At 65.7% G+C, this 15,578-nt stretch carries 13 protein-coding genes and 1 tRNA gene; 5 read left to right on the forward strand and 9 right to left on the reverse strand.

What is annotated here, in order from left to right; all coding sequences use genetic code 11:
• Positions 1-82 precede the first annotated feature (82 nt).
• On the reverse strand, positions 83-832 hold the full coding sequence (locus C795_RS0100120; protein ID WP_157486869.1) for a MazG nucleotide pyrophosphohydrolase domain-containing protein: 750 nt from the start codon (positions 830-832) through the stop codon (positions 83-85).
• 98 nt (positions 833-930) lie between these two features.
• Between C795_RS0100120 and C795_RS0100125 the strand changes: the two genes are divergently transcribed.
• Both C795_RS0100125 and C795_RS0100130 read left to right on the forward strand, forming a co-directional pair.
• Entirely contained in the window at positions 931-1,416 is a 486-nt protein-coding gene (locus C795_RS0100125; RefSeq protein ID WP_017791727.1) for a hypothetical protein, read from the forward strand.
• A gap of 135 nt (positions 1,417-1,551) precedes the next feature.
• Positions 1,552-2,037: a hypothetical protein gene (locus C795_RS0100130; RefSeq protein ID WP_017791728.1), complete on the forward strand. Its 486-nt coding sequence runs from the start codon at positions 1,552-1,554 to the stop codon at positions 2,035-2,037.
• A 77-nt stretch (positions 2,038-2,114) separates the two neighbouring features.
• Here the strand turns inward: C795_RS0100130 and mfd are convergent, their stop codons facing one another.
• The 6 genes from mfd to C795_RS0100160 form a co-directional block, all read right to left on the reverse strand.
• Complete coding sequence (mfd, locus tag C795_RS0100135; RefSeq protein WP_017791729.1) at positions 2,115-5,774, reverse strand: transcription-repair coupling factor; 3,660 nt, start codon at positions 5,772-5,774, stop codon at positions 2,115-2,117.
• A complete protein-coding gene (pth, locus tag C795_RS0100140; protein WP_017791730.1) occupies positions 5,771-6,364 on the reverse strand; it encodes an aminoacyl-tRNA hydrolase in 594 nt (197 codons plus the stop codon). Before pth ends, mfd begins: the two co-directional genes overlap by 4 nt.
• Before the next feature lie 164 nt (positions 6,365-6,528).
• Positions 6,529-7,098 carry a 50S ribosomal protein L25/general stress protein Ctc gene (locus C795_RS0100145; RefSeq protein ID WP_017791731.1) on the reverse strand — a complete coding sequence of 190 codons (570 nt, stop codon included), beginning with the start codon at positions 7,096-7,098 and terminating at the stop codon, positions 6,529-6,531.
• A 213-nt stretch (positions 7,099-7,311) separates the two neighbouring features.
• The gene (locus C795_RS17330; RefSeq protein WP_017791732.1) at positions 7,312-8,289 is read right to left on the reverse strand and encodes a ribose-phosphate diphosphokinase; all 978 of its coding nucleotides are present in this window, start codon (positions 8,287-8,289) and stop codon (positions 7,312-7,314) included.
• A 24-nt stretch (positions 8,290-8,313) separates the two neighbouring features.
• The gene (glmU, locus tag C795_RS17335; RefSeq protein ID WP_017791733.1) at positions 8,314-9,756 is read right to left on the reverse strand and encodes a bifunctional UDP-N-acetylglucosamine diphosphorylase/glucosamine-1-phosphate N-acetyltransferase GlmU; all 1,443 of its coding nucleotides are present in this window, start codon (positions 9,754-9,756) and stop codon (positions 8,314-8,316) included.
• Between the two features lie 45 nt (positions 9,757-9,801).
• Positions 9,802-9,872, reverse strand: a tRNA-Gln gene (locus C795_RS0100160).
• A 97-nt stretch (positions 9,873-9,969) separates the two neighbouring features.
• Here C795_RS0100160 and C795_RS0100165 point away from each other — a divergent pair.
• On the forward strand, positions 9,970-10,506 hold the full coding sequence (locus tag C795_RS0100165) for a MarR family winged helix-turn-helix transcriptional regulator (protein WP_017791734.1): 537 nt from the start codon (positions 9,970-9,972) through the stop codon (positions 10,504-10,506).
• Positions 10,507-10,556: 50 nt separating this feature from the next.
• On the opposite strand, the gene C795_RS0100170 is transcribed toward C795_RS0100165, so the two are convergent.
• Positions 10,557-12,245 (reverse strand): amidase, encoded by a 1,689-nt coding sequence (locus C795_RS0100170; RefSeq protein WP_017791735.1) that lies wholly within the window; start codon positions 12,243-12,245, stop codon positions 10,557-10,559.
• Positions 12,246-12,391: 146 nt separating this feature from the next.
• On the opposite strand from C795_RS0100170, the gene C795_RS0100175 reads away from it, so the two are divergent.
• A complete protein-coding gene (locus tag C795_RS0100175) occupies positions 12,392-12,961 on the forward strand; it encodes a TetR/AcrR family transcriptional regulator (RefSeq protein WP_017791736.1) in 570 nt (189 codons plus the stop codon).
• A gap of 7 nt (positions 12,962-12,968) precedes the next feature.
• On the opposite strand, the gene C795_RS0100180 is transcribed toward C795_RS0100175, so the two are convergent.
• Entirely contained in the window at positions 12,969-13,904 is a 936-nt protein-coding gene (locus C795_RS0100180) for a LysR family transcriptional regulator (protein ID WP_017791737.1), read from the reverse strand.
• A gap of 74 nt (positions 13,905-13,978) precedes the next feature.
• On the opposite strand from C795_RS0100180, the gene C795_RS0100185 reads away from it, so the two are divergent.
• Positions 13,979-15,514, forward strand: a complete 1,536-nt coding sequence (locus tag C795_RS0100185) for an aminotransferase class I/II-fold pyridoxal phosphate-dependent enzyme (protein WP_017791738.1) — start codon at positions 13,979-13,981, stop codon at positions 15,512-15,514.
• The last annotated feature ends 64 nt before the right edge of the window (positions 15,515-15,578 follow it).

Genomic DNA, 15,578 nt, shown 5'->3' on the forward strand with positions numbered 1-15,578 from the left:
TTATGAGGTGCGCGGGTGAGGATTCGGCGGGGCGAGAGACGCCCCCGTGCCCGTGTCGGGCTGCGGGTTCAGCCTAGCGGCGCTACTCGTGGGCGGCCCGGGCCGCCATGCGGTCGACCGCAAGACGCAGCGCGCGATCCGGATCAACGCCCGCCGCATTTGCCCGCGTTACGAGCGCGAGCATCGCGTCCCCGATCCCGGCCTCCGCAAGCCGCTGCCCATCGGGGCCGATGACCGCGGTGAACGGATCCTCGTGCGTGCCCTCGAGCGCACTCGGATCGATGAGCCGGGCCCGTTTGAGCCGCTCCACGACCTTCGCAGCGCGCGCCAGCGACGGCATGCCCGCCGGCACTCCCTCGAGCGGGCTGCGCGAGCCCCGGGTCTCCCCTGCCGCGTCCTCCTTGAGGCGCTCCCACTCGGCCTCAAGCTCTTCGAGCGACATGTAGCCGCGCTCGCCAAACACGTGCGGGTGGCGGGCGATGAGCTTCTGGTTCAGGGAGCGGGCGACCGTGTCGAGGTCGTAGCCCTCGCCGTCGCGCTCGGCGATCGCCGCGTGAAACAGCACTTGGTAGAGCACGTCGCCCAGCTCTGAACGCACCTCTTCGGCGGGGAGCCCCCGCTCGATCGCATCGATCAGCTCGGCAGTTTCCTCGACGAGATACGGAGTGAGCGATTCATGAGTTTGAGCTTCGTGCCAAGCGCACCCGCCCGGCGACACCATGGTGCGCACCGTCTCGCGGAGCGCGAGCAGCGGGTCGTCGTCTCCCACGGGAGACGTAGCCAGCGGGGTCGGCTCGGGCGGTCGGTCTGGACTTCTGTGGTCAGTCGCCATACAAAAAACACTAGCCCGCCACACGGCTGTTAGCCTTTGATTCGTACATCGAACGCTCAGACAACTCGTCTCCATAGACATCGGGGAACCAGCCGCACATGCTGAATTGCAAGACCATCACCCGCGTTACGGGCGCCCTCGGCGTGGCAGCTCTCGCACTCAGCCTCGCAGCGTGCTCGGGCGGTCAAAGCGTGGCTGAGGCCTGCCAGATTGCACAGGACTCAATAGCTCAAGCGAGTGATCAAGTGGACCAACTCATGTCGGAAGCCGTGTCGGGCGGCGGCACGATGAAGGATCTGGTTGACCCGCTGAATGATGCGCTGGATGGTGCCGAGAAGAAGGTCACCAATCCCGAGGTGTCCGCCGCGCTCAAATCCATGAATAGTGAGTTTGTGCGCCTGGGCGATCTACTGGAAGGTGTACCGCTGCCCGACACGCAAGATATTGATCCGGACGCTGCGGCTACGCCCGAGGAACTCAAGACCGAAGAAGCTCTCGAGGCAATCAGTGGTGAGCTCGAGAAACGAAATGCAGCACTCGAACAGGCCGACATGCAGCTGCAGGAACTCTGCGGCGCGAGCTAGCGCGGTTCGTACGCGCGCGAACGATAGGCAACATGTGCTGCGGGCTACTCCTGCGAAACGGCTGTTAGCCTTGAACTGCACACCGATCATTCAGAGAGTGCACGATCTCGTGCCCCCCAAGGAGTCTCAAAACCTATGTCGATTAGCAAGACCACCTCAAGGTTCGCCGGCGTACTCGGCGCAGCAGCCCTCGTGTTCAGCCTCGCAGCATGCTCGGGTGGCCAGAGCGTCGCTGAGGCGTGCAAAGTTGCAGAGAAGACCGTGTCTGAGGCCCAGGCCGACATGGAGACCGCTGTTACCGAGGCCATGTCGGGTGAGGGCAACTTCAGCGACCTGTTCACAGGCGTCAACGATGCCCTGGTGAAGGCAGAAAAGGAAGTTCAGAACGCCGAGGTCTCCGACGCACTCAAGGGCATCTCAACTGACTTCAGCAAGGTTGGCGAGGTCTTCAAGGACTTCAAGATGCCTTCGATGGACGACATCGACTACACCGATCCCGAGGCAATGGCTGAGCTCGAGGCAATGAGCGCTGAGCTCGAGGCCAAGAGTGGCGAGCTCGAGGAGCTCTCGGCCTCGCTCGAGAAGTCGAGCACCAAGCTGCAGGATCTCTGCAACATCTAAGTTGCACACCAGGCACGGTCACTTTGGCCGTGAGCGAATGAGGCGGGTCACACTCGGGTGTGACCCGCCTCAGACGTTTACGCCTGGGCGGTAACCGCCGGCGGATCCTCTTCGAGCAGGGTCGCCAGCACCCGGCCCGTCCACGCGGCAATGTCACTCTCGTCACCCATCAGCTTCTGCCCCACGCCGGCGAGCGGGCTCCGCGATGAGGCGGTCCCCCCGGGCAGCGGGATCTTGAGCGACTGGGTTGCCTCGGTGTAGGTGGCCCCCGGGTACATGCGCTTCATGCGCATGCGGCGAGAGTCAGCGATCTGTACGGGCTCGATGCGCAGCACCGTGCCCGCGGCAACCACCTTTGACAGGCCGAGGCGGGCCGCCCGACGCCGCAGCTGTGACACCGCCGCAAGGCGCTCCACTTCAAGCGGCGGCGGCCCGTAGCGGTCCTTGAGCTCCTCGAGCACGAGCTCGACGTGGTCTTCGGGGGCCTGCGGGTGCGAGGCCGCCGAGAACTTTTGGTAGGCCTCGAGGCGCAGCCGCTCGCTCTCGACGTATTCCTCGGGGATGTGCGCGTCGACCGGCAGCTCGAGTACGAGCTCGACGGGGCCCGAGACCTCTTCACCCTTGAAGGTGTTGACGGCTTCGCCGATCATACGTAGGTACAGGTCAAACCCGACCCCCGCGATGTGACCCGACTGCTCGCCGCCGAGCAGGTTGCCGGCACCGCGCAGCTCCAGGTCTTTGAGCGCCACCTGCATGCCCGACCCCAGTTCGTTGTTGGTCGCGAGGGTCTCCAGGCGCTCGTGAGCGTGTTCGGTGAGCGGCTTGTCGGGGTCGTAGAGGAAGTAGGCGTAGGCACGCTCACGGCTGCGCCCCACACGTCCTCGCAGCTGGTGCAGCTGGCTGAGCCCGTACTTGTCGGCGGCGTCGATGATGATGGTGTTGGCATTGGCGATGTCGAGCCCGGTCTCGATGATCGTGGTCGACACCAGCACGTCGTACTTGCGCTCCCAGAAGTCCTGCACCACCTGTTCGAGCTGGTGCTCCCCCAACTTGCCGTGCGCGATTGCGACGCGGGCGTCGGGCACGAGCTCGGCGATTTGGGCCGCCACGCGACTGATCGAGCTGACGCGGTTGTGCACGAAGAACACCTGCCCTTCGCGCAGCATCTCGCGGCGGATCGCCGCGGCGATCTGCTTGTCGCTGCGGGGCCCCACAAACGTCAGGATCGGGTGACGATCTTCTGGGGCAGTGGCGAGGGTCGACATCTCACGGATGCCGGTCACCGCCATCTCGAGTGTGCGGGGAATCGGGGTCGCACTCATCGCGAGAATGTCGACGTTGGTTTTGAGCTTCTTCAGCGCGTCCTTGTGTTCCACGCCAAAACGCTGTTCCTCGTCGATGATGACGAGCCCCACGTCCTTGTACAGCACGCTCTCCGACAGCAATCGGTGCGTTCCGATCACCATGTCGACAGTGCCCGCGGCGAGCCCCTCGATCGTCTCGCGCGACTCCTTGTCGGTCTGGAATCGGCTGAGCGGGCGCACGTTGACGGGGAAGCCTGCGAACCGGGCCTGGAACGTCTCGAGGTGCTGGGTCACGAGCAGCGTCGTCGGCACGAGCATCGCCACCTGCTTGCCGTCTTGAATCGCCTTGAACGCGGCACGCACCGCGATCTCGGTCTTACCGAACCCCACGTCGCCCGCGACGAGCCGGTCCATGGGCACCTGGCGCTCCATATCGCGCTTCACCTCGTCGATCGTGGTGAGCTGATCGAGCGTCTCGGCGTAGGCGAAGGCCTCTTCAAGCTCGTGCTGCCACGGGGTGTCGGGCGAAAACGCATGCCCCTTCGAGGCGACGCGAGCCGAGTAGAGCTTCACAAGCTCGACCGCGATGTCGCGCACCGCCTTGCGCGCCTTCTTCTTGGCATTGGCCCAGTCGTTGCCACCCATCTTGGACAGCGCCGGCGCCTCACCGCCCACGTATCGCGACAGCTGATCGAGCTGATCGGTGGGCACGTAGAGCTTGTCACGAGGCATACCGCGTTTCGTCGACGCGTACTCGATCACGAGGTACTCGCGCAGCGCCTTCGTGGCGTCACGCCCGATGCCCGTGGGCACCATGCGCTGCGTCAGTTCGACGAATCGCCCGATGCCGTGCGTCTCGTGCACGACGTGGTCACCCGCGACCAATTTGAGCGGGTCGACTACGTTCTTGCCGCGGCGGCGCGCAAGCTTCTGCCCGGTCGCGGCCTGAGCGCTTGCCGCCCGGCCAAAGAACTCGGCGCCGGTCGCCAGCAGCAGCTGCGCTTCGGTGTTCTCGAAGCCCGCGGGGGCGGAGCCCACGACCAGATAGATCACGCCCGCGTCGAGCTCGGCGAGCGATGCGGGGAGCTCGTCAACGATGCGCGCGGCGGCTCCCGCCTCCGCGAGCACGTCGCGTGCGCGCTCGACGAGTCCGGCCCCCTGTGCCGTAATGATTGCGCGCCAGCCGGCCTTCAGTCGCTCGCCGATGACACGGATCGCGCCGCCAGTCGGGTCGCTCTCAGCCGCGGGCCGGGGGAATGGGCCGCCAGCAACCGTGATGGTGCGTACGCTAAACGTGTCTTCTTCGGACAGCTCGGCGCCCTCGTCGTGCACGAAACTCGAGACTGTCCACCAGGGCCGGCCCTGGGAGGCGGCTTTGAGCTCGGTCATGGTCAGCATGCCGCTGTCCTCGGTGGGCACCGGCGCATCGGCGCCGGCGGTGGCCGCATACCAGGCGGCCTCGAGAAACTCGCGATTCGTCTCTGCGAGGCTGACCGCACGGCCCGCGACGCGCTCGGGCGACGCGACCAGCACGGCCCCGCCCTCGGGCAGCAGGGCGGTGAGCGGCCGCAGCCCGGGCACGAGCTGCGGGATCAAGCTCTCCATCCCCTCGACCGCAATACCCTCGCTGAGCTTCTCGAGCATGGCGCCGAGCGCGGGGTACTGCGGCAGCAGCTCGGCCGCGCGCGCACGCACCTCGTCGGTGAGCAGCAGCTCGCGCGCGGGCCACAGCTCGATCGCTTCGATCGGTTCCCCGGCGCTGCGCTGATCCGACACCGCGAAGTGTCGAATCTGGTCGATCTCATCGCCGAAGAAGTCAACGCGGGAGGCCTGCGACGCCTCGGGCGGAAACACGTCGAGGATGCCGCCGCGTACCGCGAACTCGCCGCGTCGCGTGACCATGTCCACGCGGGTGTATGCGCGTGCGACCAGTTCGCGGGCCGCGGCGGCGGGGCCGGATCCGGATTCAAACGTGGGTTCCTCCCCCGCGCGCAGCACGAGCGGGGAGGCCTGCGCGACCTGGGGCGAGACGGGCTGCAGCGCGGCACGCACCGAAGCGACCACGATGAGCGGCTGAGCGCCGTCGTGCTCACGGATGGTGCGCAGTACCTTGGAGCGTCGGCCAACGGTCTCGGGGCTGGGGCTCAGCCGCTCATGCGGCAGCGTTTCCCAGGCAGTGAACTCGCACGTGCGAGCCTCGGGCATGACCGAGCCAAGTGCGCTGCGCAGCGCGTCGGCCTCGCGGCTCGTCGCCGCAATGACGAGCAGCGCACCGGTGTCCCCCGCGGCACGGCGGCGGCGCATCAGGCCCGCGATGAGCGGCGCCCGCATGCCCTCGGTCGCAGAGAACTCTGCACCGCGACTCGCAGCGTCGAGCGCGCGCGCGAACGATTCGGCGGGCTCCAGCAGCCGGTCGATGCCCCCGAGGCTCACTCGGCGGCCCGCCCGTGGAAGCGTTGCTGCGTCGCGGTGAGGCCATGCTCGACCAATGATTCGCAGGCGTCTGCCGCGTCTTCGAGTAGCACGGGAAGGTCTTTGCGCTCCGTTGAAGAGAAGGGCGCGAGCACAAAATCGGCGGGATCTTGTCGCCCGGGCGGGCGCCCGACGCCGACGCGCACACGCAAAAAGTCGGGGGTATCGAGGGCCTTGGCGATATCACGCAGGCCGTTGTGGCCGCCGTGGCCACCGCCTTGCTTGAGCTTGATCGTGTCGAAGGGAACGTCGATCTCGTCGTGCACCGCGATCACACGGTTGGGGGCAACGCCGTAGTATTTGCAGAGCGCAGACACCGGGCCACCCGAGGTGTTCATGTAGCCGTTTGACTTCGCGAGGATCAGCTTGGGGCCGCCTGGACGCAACCATCCCTCTGCGGTGCGCGAACCGGTCTTGCTGTGCGGGGCAAACTTCGCGCCGATACGGTCTGCCAACACGTCGAGGGCCATTTGCCCCACGTTATGCCGGGTGGTCTCGTACTTGGGACCCGGGTTTCCGAGTCCTACGATGAGCCAGCTGTCTTGCGACACGCGGTCCCCTTCCTCACTCTTGCGAAGCTTGTTACGACGCCAAAACAATTATCTCGCCTCCCACTGACATGACCTATCTGTGCGGCCTGACAGCATCGAGGCCGGGCAGCGAAAAGCCCGCCGGAGTGGATTCCACACCGGCGGGCTCACACGCTAGATCCGAATTACTCGGCTGCTGCTTCTTCGTCCTCAGCTGCGCCGCGGGGGCCAGCAACCTTAACGACGAGCTGGTCTTCAGCGTCGATCGCGGTCGAACCCTCGGGGAGTGCAACGTCGCGCACGTGCAGGTTCGTGTCGGCGGGCAGGCCGGTCACGTCGATGACAACAAAGTCGGGGATCGACGTTGCGGGCACGCTCAGGCGGATCGTGTTGAGCTCCTGCAGAGCGTTGGTGCCCGAGAAGGGCTCGCCGGTCATGTGCAGGGGAACCTCAACCTCAACCATTTCGCCCTGGCGGACGATCAGCAGGTCAACGTGCTCGATGATCTGGGGTACGGGATCGCGCTGTACGTCCTTGACGAGCACGAGGTGCTTGTCGCCGTTCAGGTCGAGCTCGATGAGCGCGTTTGCCTGGCGGATGATGAGGCTCAGCGGGTGGGTTTCAACCGTGACGTGCAGCGGGTCGGTGCCGTGGCCGTAGACGACAGCGGGGGTCTTGCCTGCAGCGCGGAGCTTGCGGGCAGCGCCCTTGCCGAAGTTGTCGCGGGCAGTGGCGTCAAGCTGGTAATCAGCCATGATGATCTCCTATTGCGGGCTTTCGCCCAATGAGGGCGGCAGTGCCGCCAGGATTGGTGTCTCGCACTTGCGTAAATAACGCAGCAAGATGGCCCGCTGAGGCAGTCCGTCCCGCGTCGATAACGGGCGCATGCGCCCCTCGCCGAAGTACAAGGACCTACTTTAGCAGAAAAGGGCCCTGGGGATTCCCCAGAGCCCCTCTCAACAGCGTGGTTAGGCTGCGCCCTCAAACATGCTCGTAACCGAGCCGTCCTCGAACACCTCATGGATCGCCTTCGCGAGCAGCGGAGCGATCGGCAGCACAGTGAGCTTCTCAAAACGCTTCTCGGCGCTCACGGGCAGGGTGTCGGTGACGACGACCTGGTCGATGAAGTCCTGCGACAGGTACTCGGTCGCCTTGCCCGAGAAGATCGCGTGGGTTGCGGCAATCGTGACACCACGGGCACCAGCGGCCTTGAGCGCTTCTGCAGCCTTGGTGATCGTGCCACCGGTGTCGATCATGTCGTCGACCATGAGGCACCAGCGGTCCTTCACGTCACCGACGATGCCGTGCACCGAAGCCTGGTTCGCGACCGAGGGATCGCGGCGCTTGTGAATGATCGCGAGCGGGGCGCCCAGTCGATCGCTCCACACGTCAGCCACGCGCACGCGACCCATGTCAGGCGACACAACCGTGAGGTCGTCACGGTTGAGGTGCTTTTCGAAGTGCTGGATCAGAACGGGCATGGCGAACAGGTGATCGAGCGGCCCGTCGAAGAAGCCCTGAATCTGCGGTGAGTGCAGGTCAACCGACATGATGCGGTCGGCGCCGGCGGTCTTAAACAGATCGGCAACGAGGCGGGCCGAGATGGGCTCGCGACCGCGGCCCTTCTTGTCCTGGCGTGAGTACGGGTAGAAGGGCGCCACCACGGTGATGCGCTTTGCCGATGCGCGCTTGAGGGCGTCAACCATAATGAGGTGCTCCATGAGCCACTCATTGATTGGGTCGGTGTGCGACTGAATCACGAACGCGTCAGATCCGCGCACGCTCTCGTCAAATCGCGCGTAGAGCTCGCCGTTGGCGAAGGTGCGTGCGTCGGTCGGCACGAGCTCGGCGCCAAGTTCAGCGGCCACCTGCTCTGCGAGCTCGGGGTAAGCCCGGCCCGTAATCAAGACGAGCTTCTTCTGCCCCGCCATCTCGATTTTGCTCATCAGTGCTGGTTCTCCATCCCTTGGCTATTCGCCGTGCTCACGCGCTGTCTTCGATTGCTGCGCCGCTTCCGCGGTGCTGGTTCCCGGCCTGTTTTCGGCAACCCATCCCTCTATGTTGCGCTGGGGTGCTACGTTCAGCGCCAGCGAACCCGAGGGAACATCCTTGCGTACGACGGTACCTGCGGCCGTGTACGAACCATCTTCAATGGTAACCGGTGCGATCAGAACATTCTTGGAACCGATCCGCACGGCATCCCCCACGGTGGCGTGGTGCTTGTTCACGCCGTCGTAGTTTGCGAAGATCGTGCCAGCACCCACATTGGTGCCGGATCCGATGGTCGCGTCGCCCACGTAGCTCAGGTGGGGCACCTTGCTGCCGTCGCCGATCGTGGCGTTCTTGGTCTCGACATAGGCGCCGATCTTGCCATCTGCGCCCAGCTCGGTGCCGGGGCGAATGTACGCGAACGGACCCACTTCTACGCGCGCGCCAAATACGGCGAGCGTCGCCTCGCTGCGGCGAATGCGGGCGTCTTCTCCCACCTCGCAGTCCACGAGGGTCGTGTCGGGGCCAATGATCGCGCCGCTCGAGATCGAGGTCGCTCCCTGCAAAAACGTGCCGGGCAGGATCTCAACGTCGGGCTCGATCGAGACGTCAGCGTCGATCCAAGTGGTTGCCGGGTCCTGAATGGTGACTCCGCCGCGCTGGTGCTCGCGCACGATGCGCGCGTTGAGCTCACGGCCCGCGGCAGCAAGCTGCGTGCGGTCGTTCACACCCGCAATGATCCAGGGATCGTCGGTGGCGACGGCCTCAACCGCGCCGCCGCTCGACAGGATGCGTGCCGCGGCGTCGGTGAGGTACTTCTCACCCTGGGCGTTGTTCGTGTCGATCAGCGCGAGCGCGTCCTGCAGGGCGCGACGGGCGAACACGTAGACGCCGCCATTGATCTCGGTGATGCGCCGCTGGGTTTCGTTCGCGTCCTTCTCCTCGACGATGCCCGTGACGGCCCCCGCGGAATCGCGCATGATTCGGCCGAGCCCGGTGGGGTTGTCGAAGATTGCCGAGAGCATCGTCATCGCGCGACCGCCATCGATGTGACCACGCAGCAGCCGCTCGAGGGTGGCATGGTCGATGAGGGGCACGTCGCCCGAGAGCACGACCACGGATCCGTCAAAACTTTCAGGCAGTGCGCTGAGCGCCTGCTCGACGGCGCGACCCGTACCGGGAACGTCATCTTGATCGACGATCACGGTCTCGGGGGCGTGCTCGAGAATTGCGGCGGCGACCCGGTCGCGGTCGTGACGCACAACTGCGACGACCTCGGTGGGCGCGAGGCCCGATGCGCTGTCGAGCACGTGGGCGATGAGCGAGCGCCCACCAATGCTGTGCAGCACCTTTGGCAGGGAAGACTTCATCCGCGTGCCCTGGCCTGCAGCAAGAATAATGACTGCGAGCGACCGTTCCGCCATGGTGTGTTCCCTTCCGATTGCCGCAATCATGCGACACACCTTCGGCTCCGCCTCCAGGGTTCGAACCTGGACCAACAGATCCAAAGACTGTTGTGCTGCCATTACACTAAGGCGGACCGTGCCGAGAAATGGCACCTCTATAGTCTGCCAGACTCTGGGACCGTTTCTGCACACGCGCCGCGCTCGTCGCGTCATTCTTGCCATAATGGACAAATGAAGCATGAGGACGAGGTCGATCAGATCATCGCGGCATGGAGCGCAGCCAGGCCAGACCTGGACCTTGCCCCGCTGTCGATTTTCTCGCGGCTATGGCGCATCGCGAAACACGTTGACCGCGCCAGGGCCCACGCGTTTGAGCGGTCGGGTCTGACGCTCTGGGAGTTTGACGTGCTCGCGGTGCTGAGGCGTGGAGGCGACCCGTTTCGCCAGAGCCCCAAGGTTCTCGTGCAGCAGACCATGGTGTCGAGCGGCACGATGACCAACCGCATTGATCGCATGGTGGATCGTGAGCTGGTGCGTCGCCTCACCGACCCCAACGATGGCCGCGGCGTGTTAGTTGAAATGACTCCGCTGGGGCTCACGCTTGTCGACGCCGCCATGACGCGCCTCAGCGACGCGGAGGAACGACTCCTCGGCGGCCTGCCCCGCTCGGAGCGCGAACGCCTCGGCGTGCTGCTGCGTCGCCTCGCGTTAAGCGTCGAGCGATTCGAGCCCGTGATCGACGCGCTCGATCCCCCCGTCGCCGACTAGGTCGAGTGGATCCTGCGACTCCTGCGTCGCGCAGGAGTCGCAGGATCCAGTTACTTCCGGTCCCCGGGAAGCCCGGGGGTCGACGCGGGCGACACCCGCATTGATCCGGCGCTTTCAAACGCGGCCGCGTAGCCGAGCAGCGTGGGATCCGAGTAGGCGCGACCCGCGAAGGTGAGCCCGACGGGCATACCGATATCACTCATCAGCCCCATCGGCACCGTAATCGACGGGATGCCGAGGTGGCGCAGCGCGTAGTTGCCGTTCGAGAAGAACACGCCGTTGGCCCAGGCCCGGTCGGCCGCGGCTACATCGCGTTCAGCATTCTCGGCCCCGACGTCGGCGTTCGCGGGGAACACGATGCCGTCAAAGCCTTCGGCGTCGAGCCAGCTCTCGAAGAGATCCTCGCGCAGCTTCACGAGGGCGGTGAGGCCCGCCGCGAAGTCGTCGCGCTCGCGGGGGTCGGGGATGCCAGCCTGCGCCATTGCCATGGTCGCGCGGTAGCGATTCTCGTAGTCGTCAACCTCCTCGTAGCGGTCGGGCAGCGTGCCCTCGGGCTGCGGGAAGATCTGATCGGGGTCGACGACGCCGAGGTTGGGGATCGCGGGGTCGCCGTTGGCGCGCAGAAAGTCATCCCAACCGAAGGCGAGGAAGTGATTGAACTCGGTGTCCATCCAGCCCTCGGGCAGCACGCCGAGCGCGTCCACATTCTCCTGGCCCGGGCGATCACCCTCGTACTGCTCGATCAGCGGGAAGTCGGTTTCGACGACCTCAGCGCCGAGCGCCTCAAGCTGAGCCCGGGCGGCCGTAAAGCGATCGAGCACCGAGGGGCGCACGTCGATCGGGAACGCGGGGTCCTGGCCCAGGTACATGCGCGGCACGGCAAAGCGCTTGCCCGCGAGCGCGTCGGGCTGGTCAAGCGCCAGGTAGCTCTCGGGGCGGTGCTCACTCGGCTTGGGCAGCTTCACGACCTGCTGGTTGCGCCAGAAATCACCGCGGGTATTGTCGTCGTCGGCGACGAGCACGTCGAGCAGTCGCAGCATGTCAGTCATCGTGCGGCTGTGCGGCACCACGACATCGCGCGCGGGAAACAGCGGCCAGTTGCCGCGAATGCTCAGCACCCCCCAGCTCGGGGTGTAGGCGCACAGGCTGTTGTTCGAGGCGGGGCTGCGCCCCGACGAGACCGTCTCCTCCCCCATCCCAAACACGGCGAGGTTCGCGGCGGTCGAGACGCCCGATCCGTTTGAGGATCCCGATGCGTAGGCTGCGGCCAGGTAGCCGCGGTTGTACGGGCTTTCGGCGCGACCGTATACGCCACGCTGCATCCCGCCGTCGGCCATTGGGGGCATGTTGGTCTTGCCGACGAGTACGGCACCTGCGCCCAGCAGCCGGGCTACCGAGAAAGCGTCCCACTGCGCCACGAGATGCTCGAACGCGGGCGAGCCCGAGGCCACCGTGAGGCCCTGCACCATGTACGAGTCCTTGACCGTGAACGGTACACCCTCGAGCGGGCGCGCGGTACCCTCGCGCCAGCGGCGGTCAGATTCGTCGGCCTGCGCGAGCACCTCGGGGTTTGGCACCACGATCGAGTGAAGCCCGTCCTCGCCCCGGTCGAAGACCTCGGCGCGCGTCAGGTAGCGTTCGGTGAGCCAGCGGCTCGTAATGCGGCCGTCACGGAGCGCCTCGAGCACATCCTCGATGCTGGTCTCGATCAGGTCAAAAGTTGCGGCGTCTTGTGCCATGCGGTTCCTCGCTTCTTCGCTGCGCCCGCGGGGTGCTATCGCTGCACCGCCGGATCGCGTATCCTGAAAACAGTTTCAGTTTAGTGCGTGTTTCTGTCAAGTGGGGCGCGCCCGCACTTTTCATTCGCACCACCAGAGGAGCCCTGATGTCTGCAGATGCCCGCGAGCGCATCCTTGACGCCTGCGAACGCACCATTGCCGAGGCTGGGCTGCGGGGCTTCCGCATGACCGCGGTCGCCCGCGAGGCTGGCGTATCGATTGGCCTGCTGTCCTACCACTTCGGCGACCGCGACGGGCTACTGCAGGCCGCGCTCGATCGCGTCAACGAGGGCACGGCGTTGCGCGCCGCCCACGACCCGCACGCGGTCACCCCGCTCGCCGAACTCGAGACGCTTCTGTGCTCCGAGTTTGGCGACGAACCCCATGTTCGTGCGGGCTCGATTGTATGGAACGAGTTGCGCGCCGCAGCCGTGTTCGCACCGGCTCAGGCCGCTGCCCTGAGGAGTTCGACCGCCTCCTGGCAGGACACGGTGCGCACGCTGTCGGCTCGGGCGTTTCCCACACGCGATTCCTCGCGAGTGGCCCTCGTGCTCACCAGCCTCGTTGAGGGACTTTCGGGCCGCTGGCTCACCGGTCAGATCGACGTCGCCGAGGCGCGATCAGCGATTCACGAGGCGATCACCACGCTGGCGAAGGGTACGCAGGCGTCACGCTAGCCCGCGACTAGCCCGCCCGGGGAGCGATGACGGCAGACGCGGCTCCCACGCGCTCCGCCGCAACCCGCTGCAAGATTTCCCCCAGCCATTCGACGGCCGGGGGCCGGGCGCCCTTCGCGGTCACAAACGACACGCGCCGCTCCCCCAGCCTCTCAACAGTGCGTCGAAGGGCCACCGCGAAATCCGTATCGACCGGGGCGGCGGTCGTTAATGCACAGGCAAGCCCTTCGGCGACGAGGCCGTGAATCATGTACCAGTCGTCAGTCTCCATAAGGACCCGCGTGCGCTCCCCCAACTCGCGGTGTACCCGCCGGAGCACCCGGTCAGAGGCCTCATCATCGTTGCGGCTACAGATCCAGCTCATACGGACGAGATCCGCGAGCTCAAGTTCCTCCCGCTCCGCCCATTCGCTGTTCTTGCCTACCAGCACCTGGTAGGGCTCCGCGAACAGTGATTGCAGTACCAGGTCGGGGGTGTTGAACAACGGTTCTTCCGAGACGTCATAAATGACGCCAGCGTGCACCTCGCCCTGGCGGACCATGCGCACGACCTCGGTGGGTTCCCCCTCCACTACCTCCACTCGCACAGAGTACCGATGCTGCAGTTCGGCGATGGCGGCCGGCAACAACCGTGACCCCACCGAAGCGAAGGTTCCCACCCGCAACGTCACGACTCCGGAGTCCCGGCGGTCGGCGACCGCACGCTCTGCCCGGTCGAGCCGCACGATGACCGGCGCAACCTCGGCGGCATAGAACTCCCCGAGCGGCGTGAGCGCCGATCCGGTGCGAGTGCGCACGAGCAGCTGCGCCTGCAGGTGCGCTTCGAGCGTGCGCAGATGGTGCGCCACCGTGGGCACGCCGTACTGCAGTGCTTCAGCGGCACGCGTGAGGCTTCCGTGTTCTCGCACGGCGAGCAGCACGCGCAGTTGTTGCAAATTGATCACCTCATAGACACTATGTCACTTGCAGCGAAAACGTGATATTCCGCATGAGAGCCGTACTTCATACACTGGCGTTTATGGCCACAGTTCTTTCTGCCGATCCAGTAACTTCCATCGACGCCGCGTTCATCGAACGTCATCGTGAAACCCCGTATTCGACCGCGATACGCACCCTCGCCGGTGAGGACTGGCAACGCATCATGGTGCCGGGCCACCAGGCCAACGCTGCGAACAGCTCGGGAGTCGCCCAGCTGGTGGGCGAGCAGGCCCTCGCGATGGATTTCCCGATGCTCTTCAGCGGAATTGACCAGAGCACTTGGAAGCTCACCACGCCGGGTCGCGTGACCCCCATCATGCGCGCGCAGGACTTGGCGGCCGAGGCCTGGGGAGCTTCTCGCACCTGGTTCATCACCACGGGCGCATCGGGCGGCAATCACATCGCCACCGCCGTCGCACGCGCGCTCGGCAACGAAAGCATTGTGCAGCGCAGCGTCCACTCGAGCGTGATCGACGGCTTCACCCACGCCAACCTCACCCCACATTTCGTGCACGGTGCGGTGGATACGGGGCTGGGCTCCAATCACGGTGTCACCGCAGCACAAGTGGATCAGATGCTCGTGCAGCACCCCGAGAGCGCATCGGTCTACATTGTTTCCCCCAGCTACTTCGGCGCTGTGGCCGACGTTGAGGCCATCGCGCAAGTGGCGCACCGGCACGGGGTTCCGCTCATTGTGGACGAGGCCTGGGGGTCGCACTTTGGCTTGCACCCCAAGCTCCCGGTCAACGCAGCCCGGCTCGGCGCCGACCTCGTGATTTCGAGCACGCACAAGGCGGTCGGGTCCCTCACGCAGTCTGCGATGCTGCAGCTCGGAAACGGCCCGCTCGCGCAGGGCCTGGCCACGCTGGTCGACCGCCTCGTTCGGTCTTACCAGTCGACGAGCACGAGTGCGCTGCTATTGGCCTCGCTCGACGAGGCACGCAGCAACATCGTCACCCACCCCGAGTACGTCGAGCGCGCGCTCGAAAGCGCCGAGGAGATTCGACGCCGGGTGCGCGCCGACCGCCGGTTCCGGGACGCCACCCCCGATATTCTGGCGAGCCCCGATGCCATCGCCAACGACCCGTTCAAGATCGCGATTGACACGCGCGGTGCGGGTATCACGGGCGATGAGGCACACTATCGCTTGCTTCGCGACCATCGGATCTATTGCGAGCTCTCGACGTCATCTGCGCTCTTGCTGCTTGTGGGCGCCACCTCCCCCGTCGATGTTGATCGATTCTGGGACTCTCTGCAGGCCCTCCCCGAGGCGGCCATCGAGCCAGAGCGGCCGTTCACGTTGCCCGCCAGCTGTGAGCGCAGCATGGGCCTCAACGAGGCGTTCTTTGCAGACATTGAGACCGTGCCGTACACCGAAGCCATGGGCCGCGTTTCCGCCGACTCACTTGCGGCATACCCTCCCGGGGTGCCCAATGTGCTCCCCGGAGAAGTACTCAATGACGAGGTCATCGCGTTCCTCCGCGGCACGGCAGCGGCCCCCTCGGGGTACGTGCGGGGGTCGAGCGATCCAGCCCTCGACACGTTCCGCGTTGTCGCGGAGCCGCGTCGAGGCTGACCTTCCCCTTCCACACCCGCGGCAGTGCCCCACAATTGGGCGCACTGCCGCGGGTCGACTATGT

It is taken from the genome of Leucobacter salsicius M1-8, assembly GCF_000350525.1.
Lineage (GTDB): Bacteria > Actinomycetota > Actinomycetes > Actinomycetales > Microbacteriaceae > Leucobacter > Leucobacter salsicius.

What these genes read in the sequence shown, in the direction of transcription:
- C795_RS0100120 (WP_157486869.1), bottom strand. Translation starts at nt 832, where the DNA reads ATGGCGACTGACCACAGAAGTCCAGACCGACCGCCCGAGCCGACCCCG.
- C795_RS0100125 (WP_017791727.1), top strand. Translation starts at nt 931, where the DNA reads ATGCTGAATTGCAAGACCATCACCCGCGTTACGGGCGCCCTCGGCGTG.
- C795_RS0100130 (WP_017791728.1), top strand. Translation starts at nt 1,552, where the DNA reads ATGTCGATTAGCAAGACCACCTCAAGGTTCGCCGGCGTACTCGGCGCA.
- C795_RS0100145 (WP_017791731.1), bottom strand. Translation starts at nt 7,098, where the DNA reads ATGGCTGATTACCAGCTTGACGCCACTGCCCGCGACAACTTCGGCAAG.
- C795_RS17330 (WP_017791732.1), bottom strand. Translation starts at nt 8,289, where the DNA reads ATGAGCAAAATCGAGATGGCGGGGCAGAAGAAGCTCGTCTTGATTACG.
- glmU (WP_017791733.1), bottom strand. Translation starts at nt 9,756, where the DNA reads ATGGCGGAACGGTCGCTCGCAGTCATTATTCTTGCTGCAGGCCAGGGC.
- C795_RS0100165 (WP_017791734.1), top strand. Translation starts at nt 9,970, where the DNA reads ATGAAGCATGAGGACGAGGTCGATCAGATCATCGCGGCATGGAGCGCA.
- C795_RS0100170 (WP_017791735.1), bottom strand. Translation starts at nt 12,245, where the DNA reads ATGGCACAAGACGCCGCAACTTTTGACCTGATCGAGACCAGCATCGAG.
- C795_RS0100175 (WP_017791736.1), top strand. Translation starts at nt 12,392, where the DNA reads ATGTCTGCAGATGCCCGCGAGCGCATCCTTGACGCCTGCGAACGCACC.
- C795_RS0100185 (WP_017791738.1), top strand. Translation starts at nt 13,979, where the DNA reads ATGGCCACAGTTCTTTCTGCCGATCCAGTAACTTCCATCGACGCCGCG.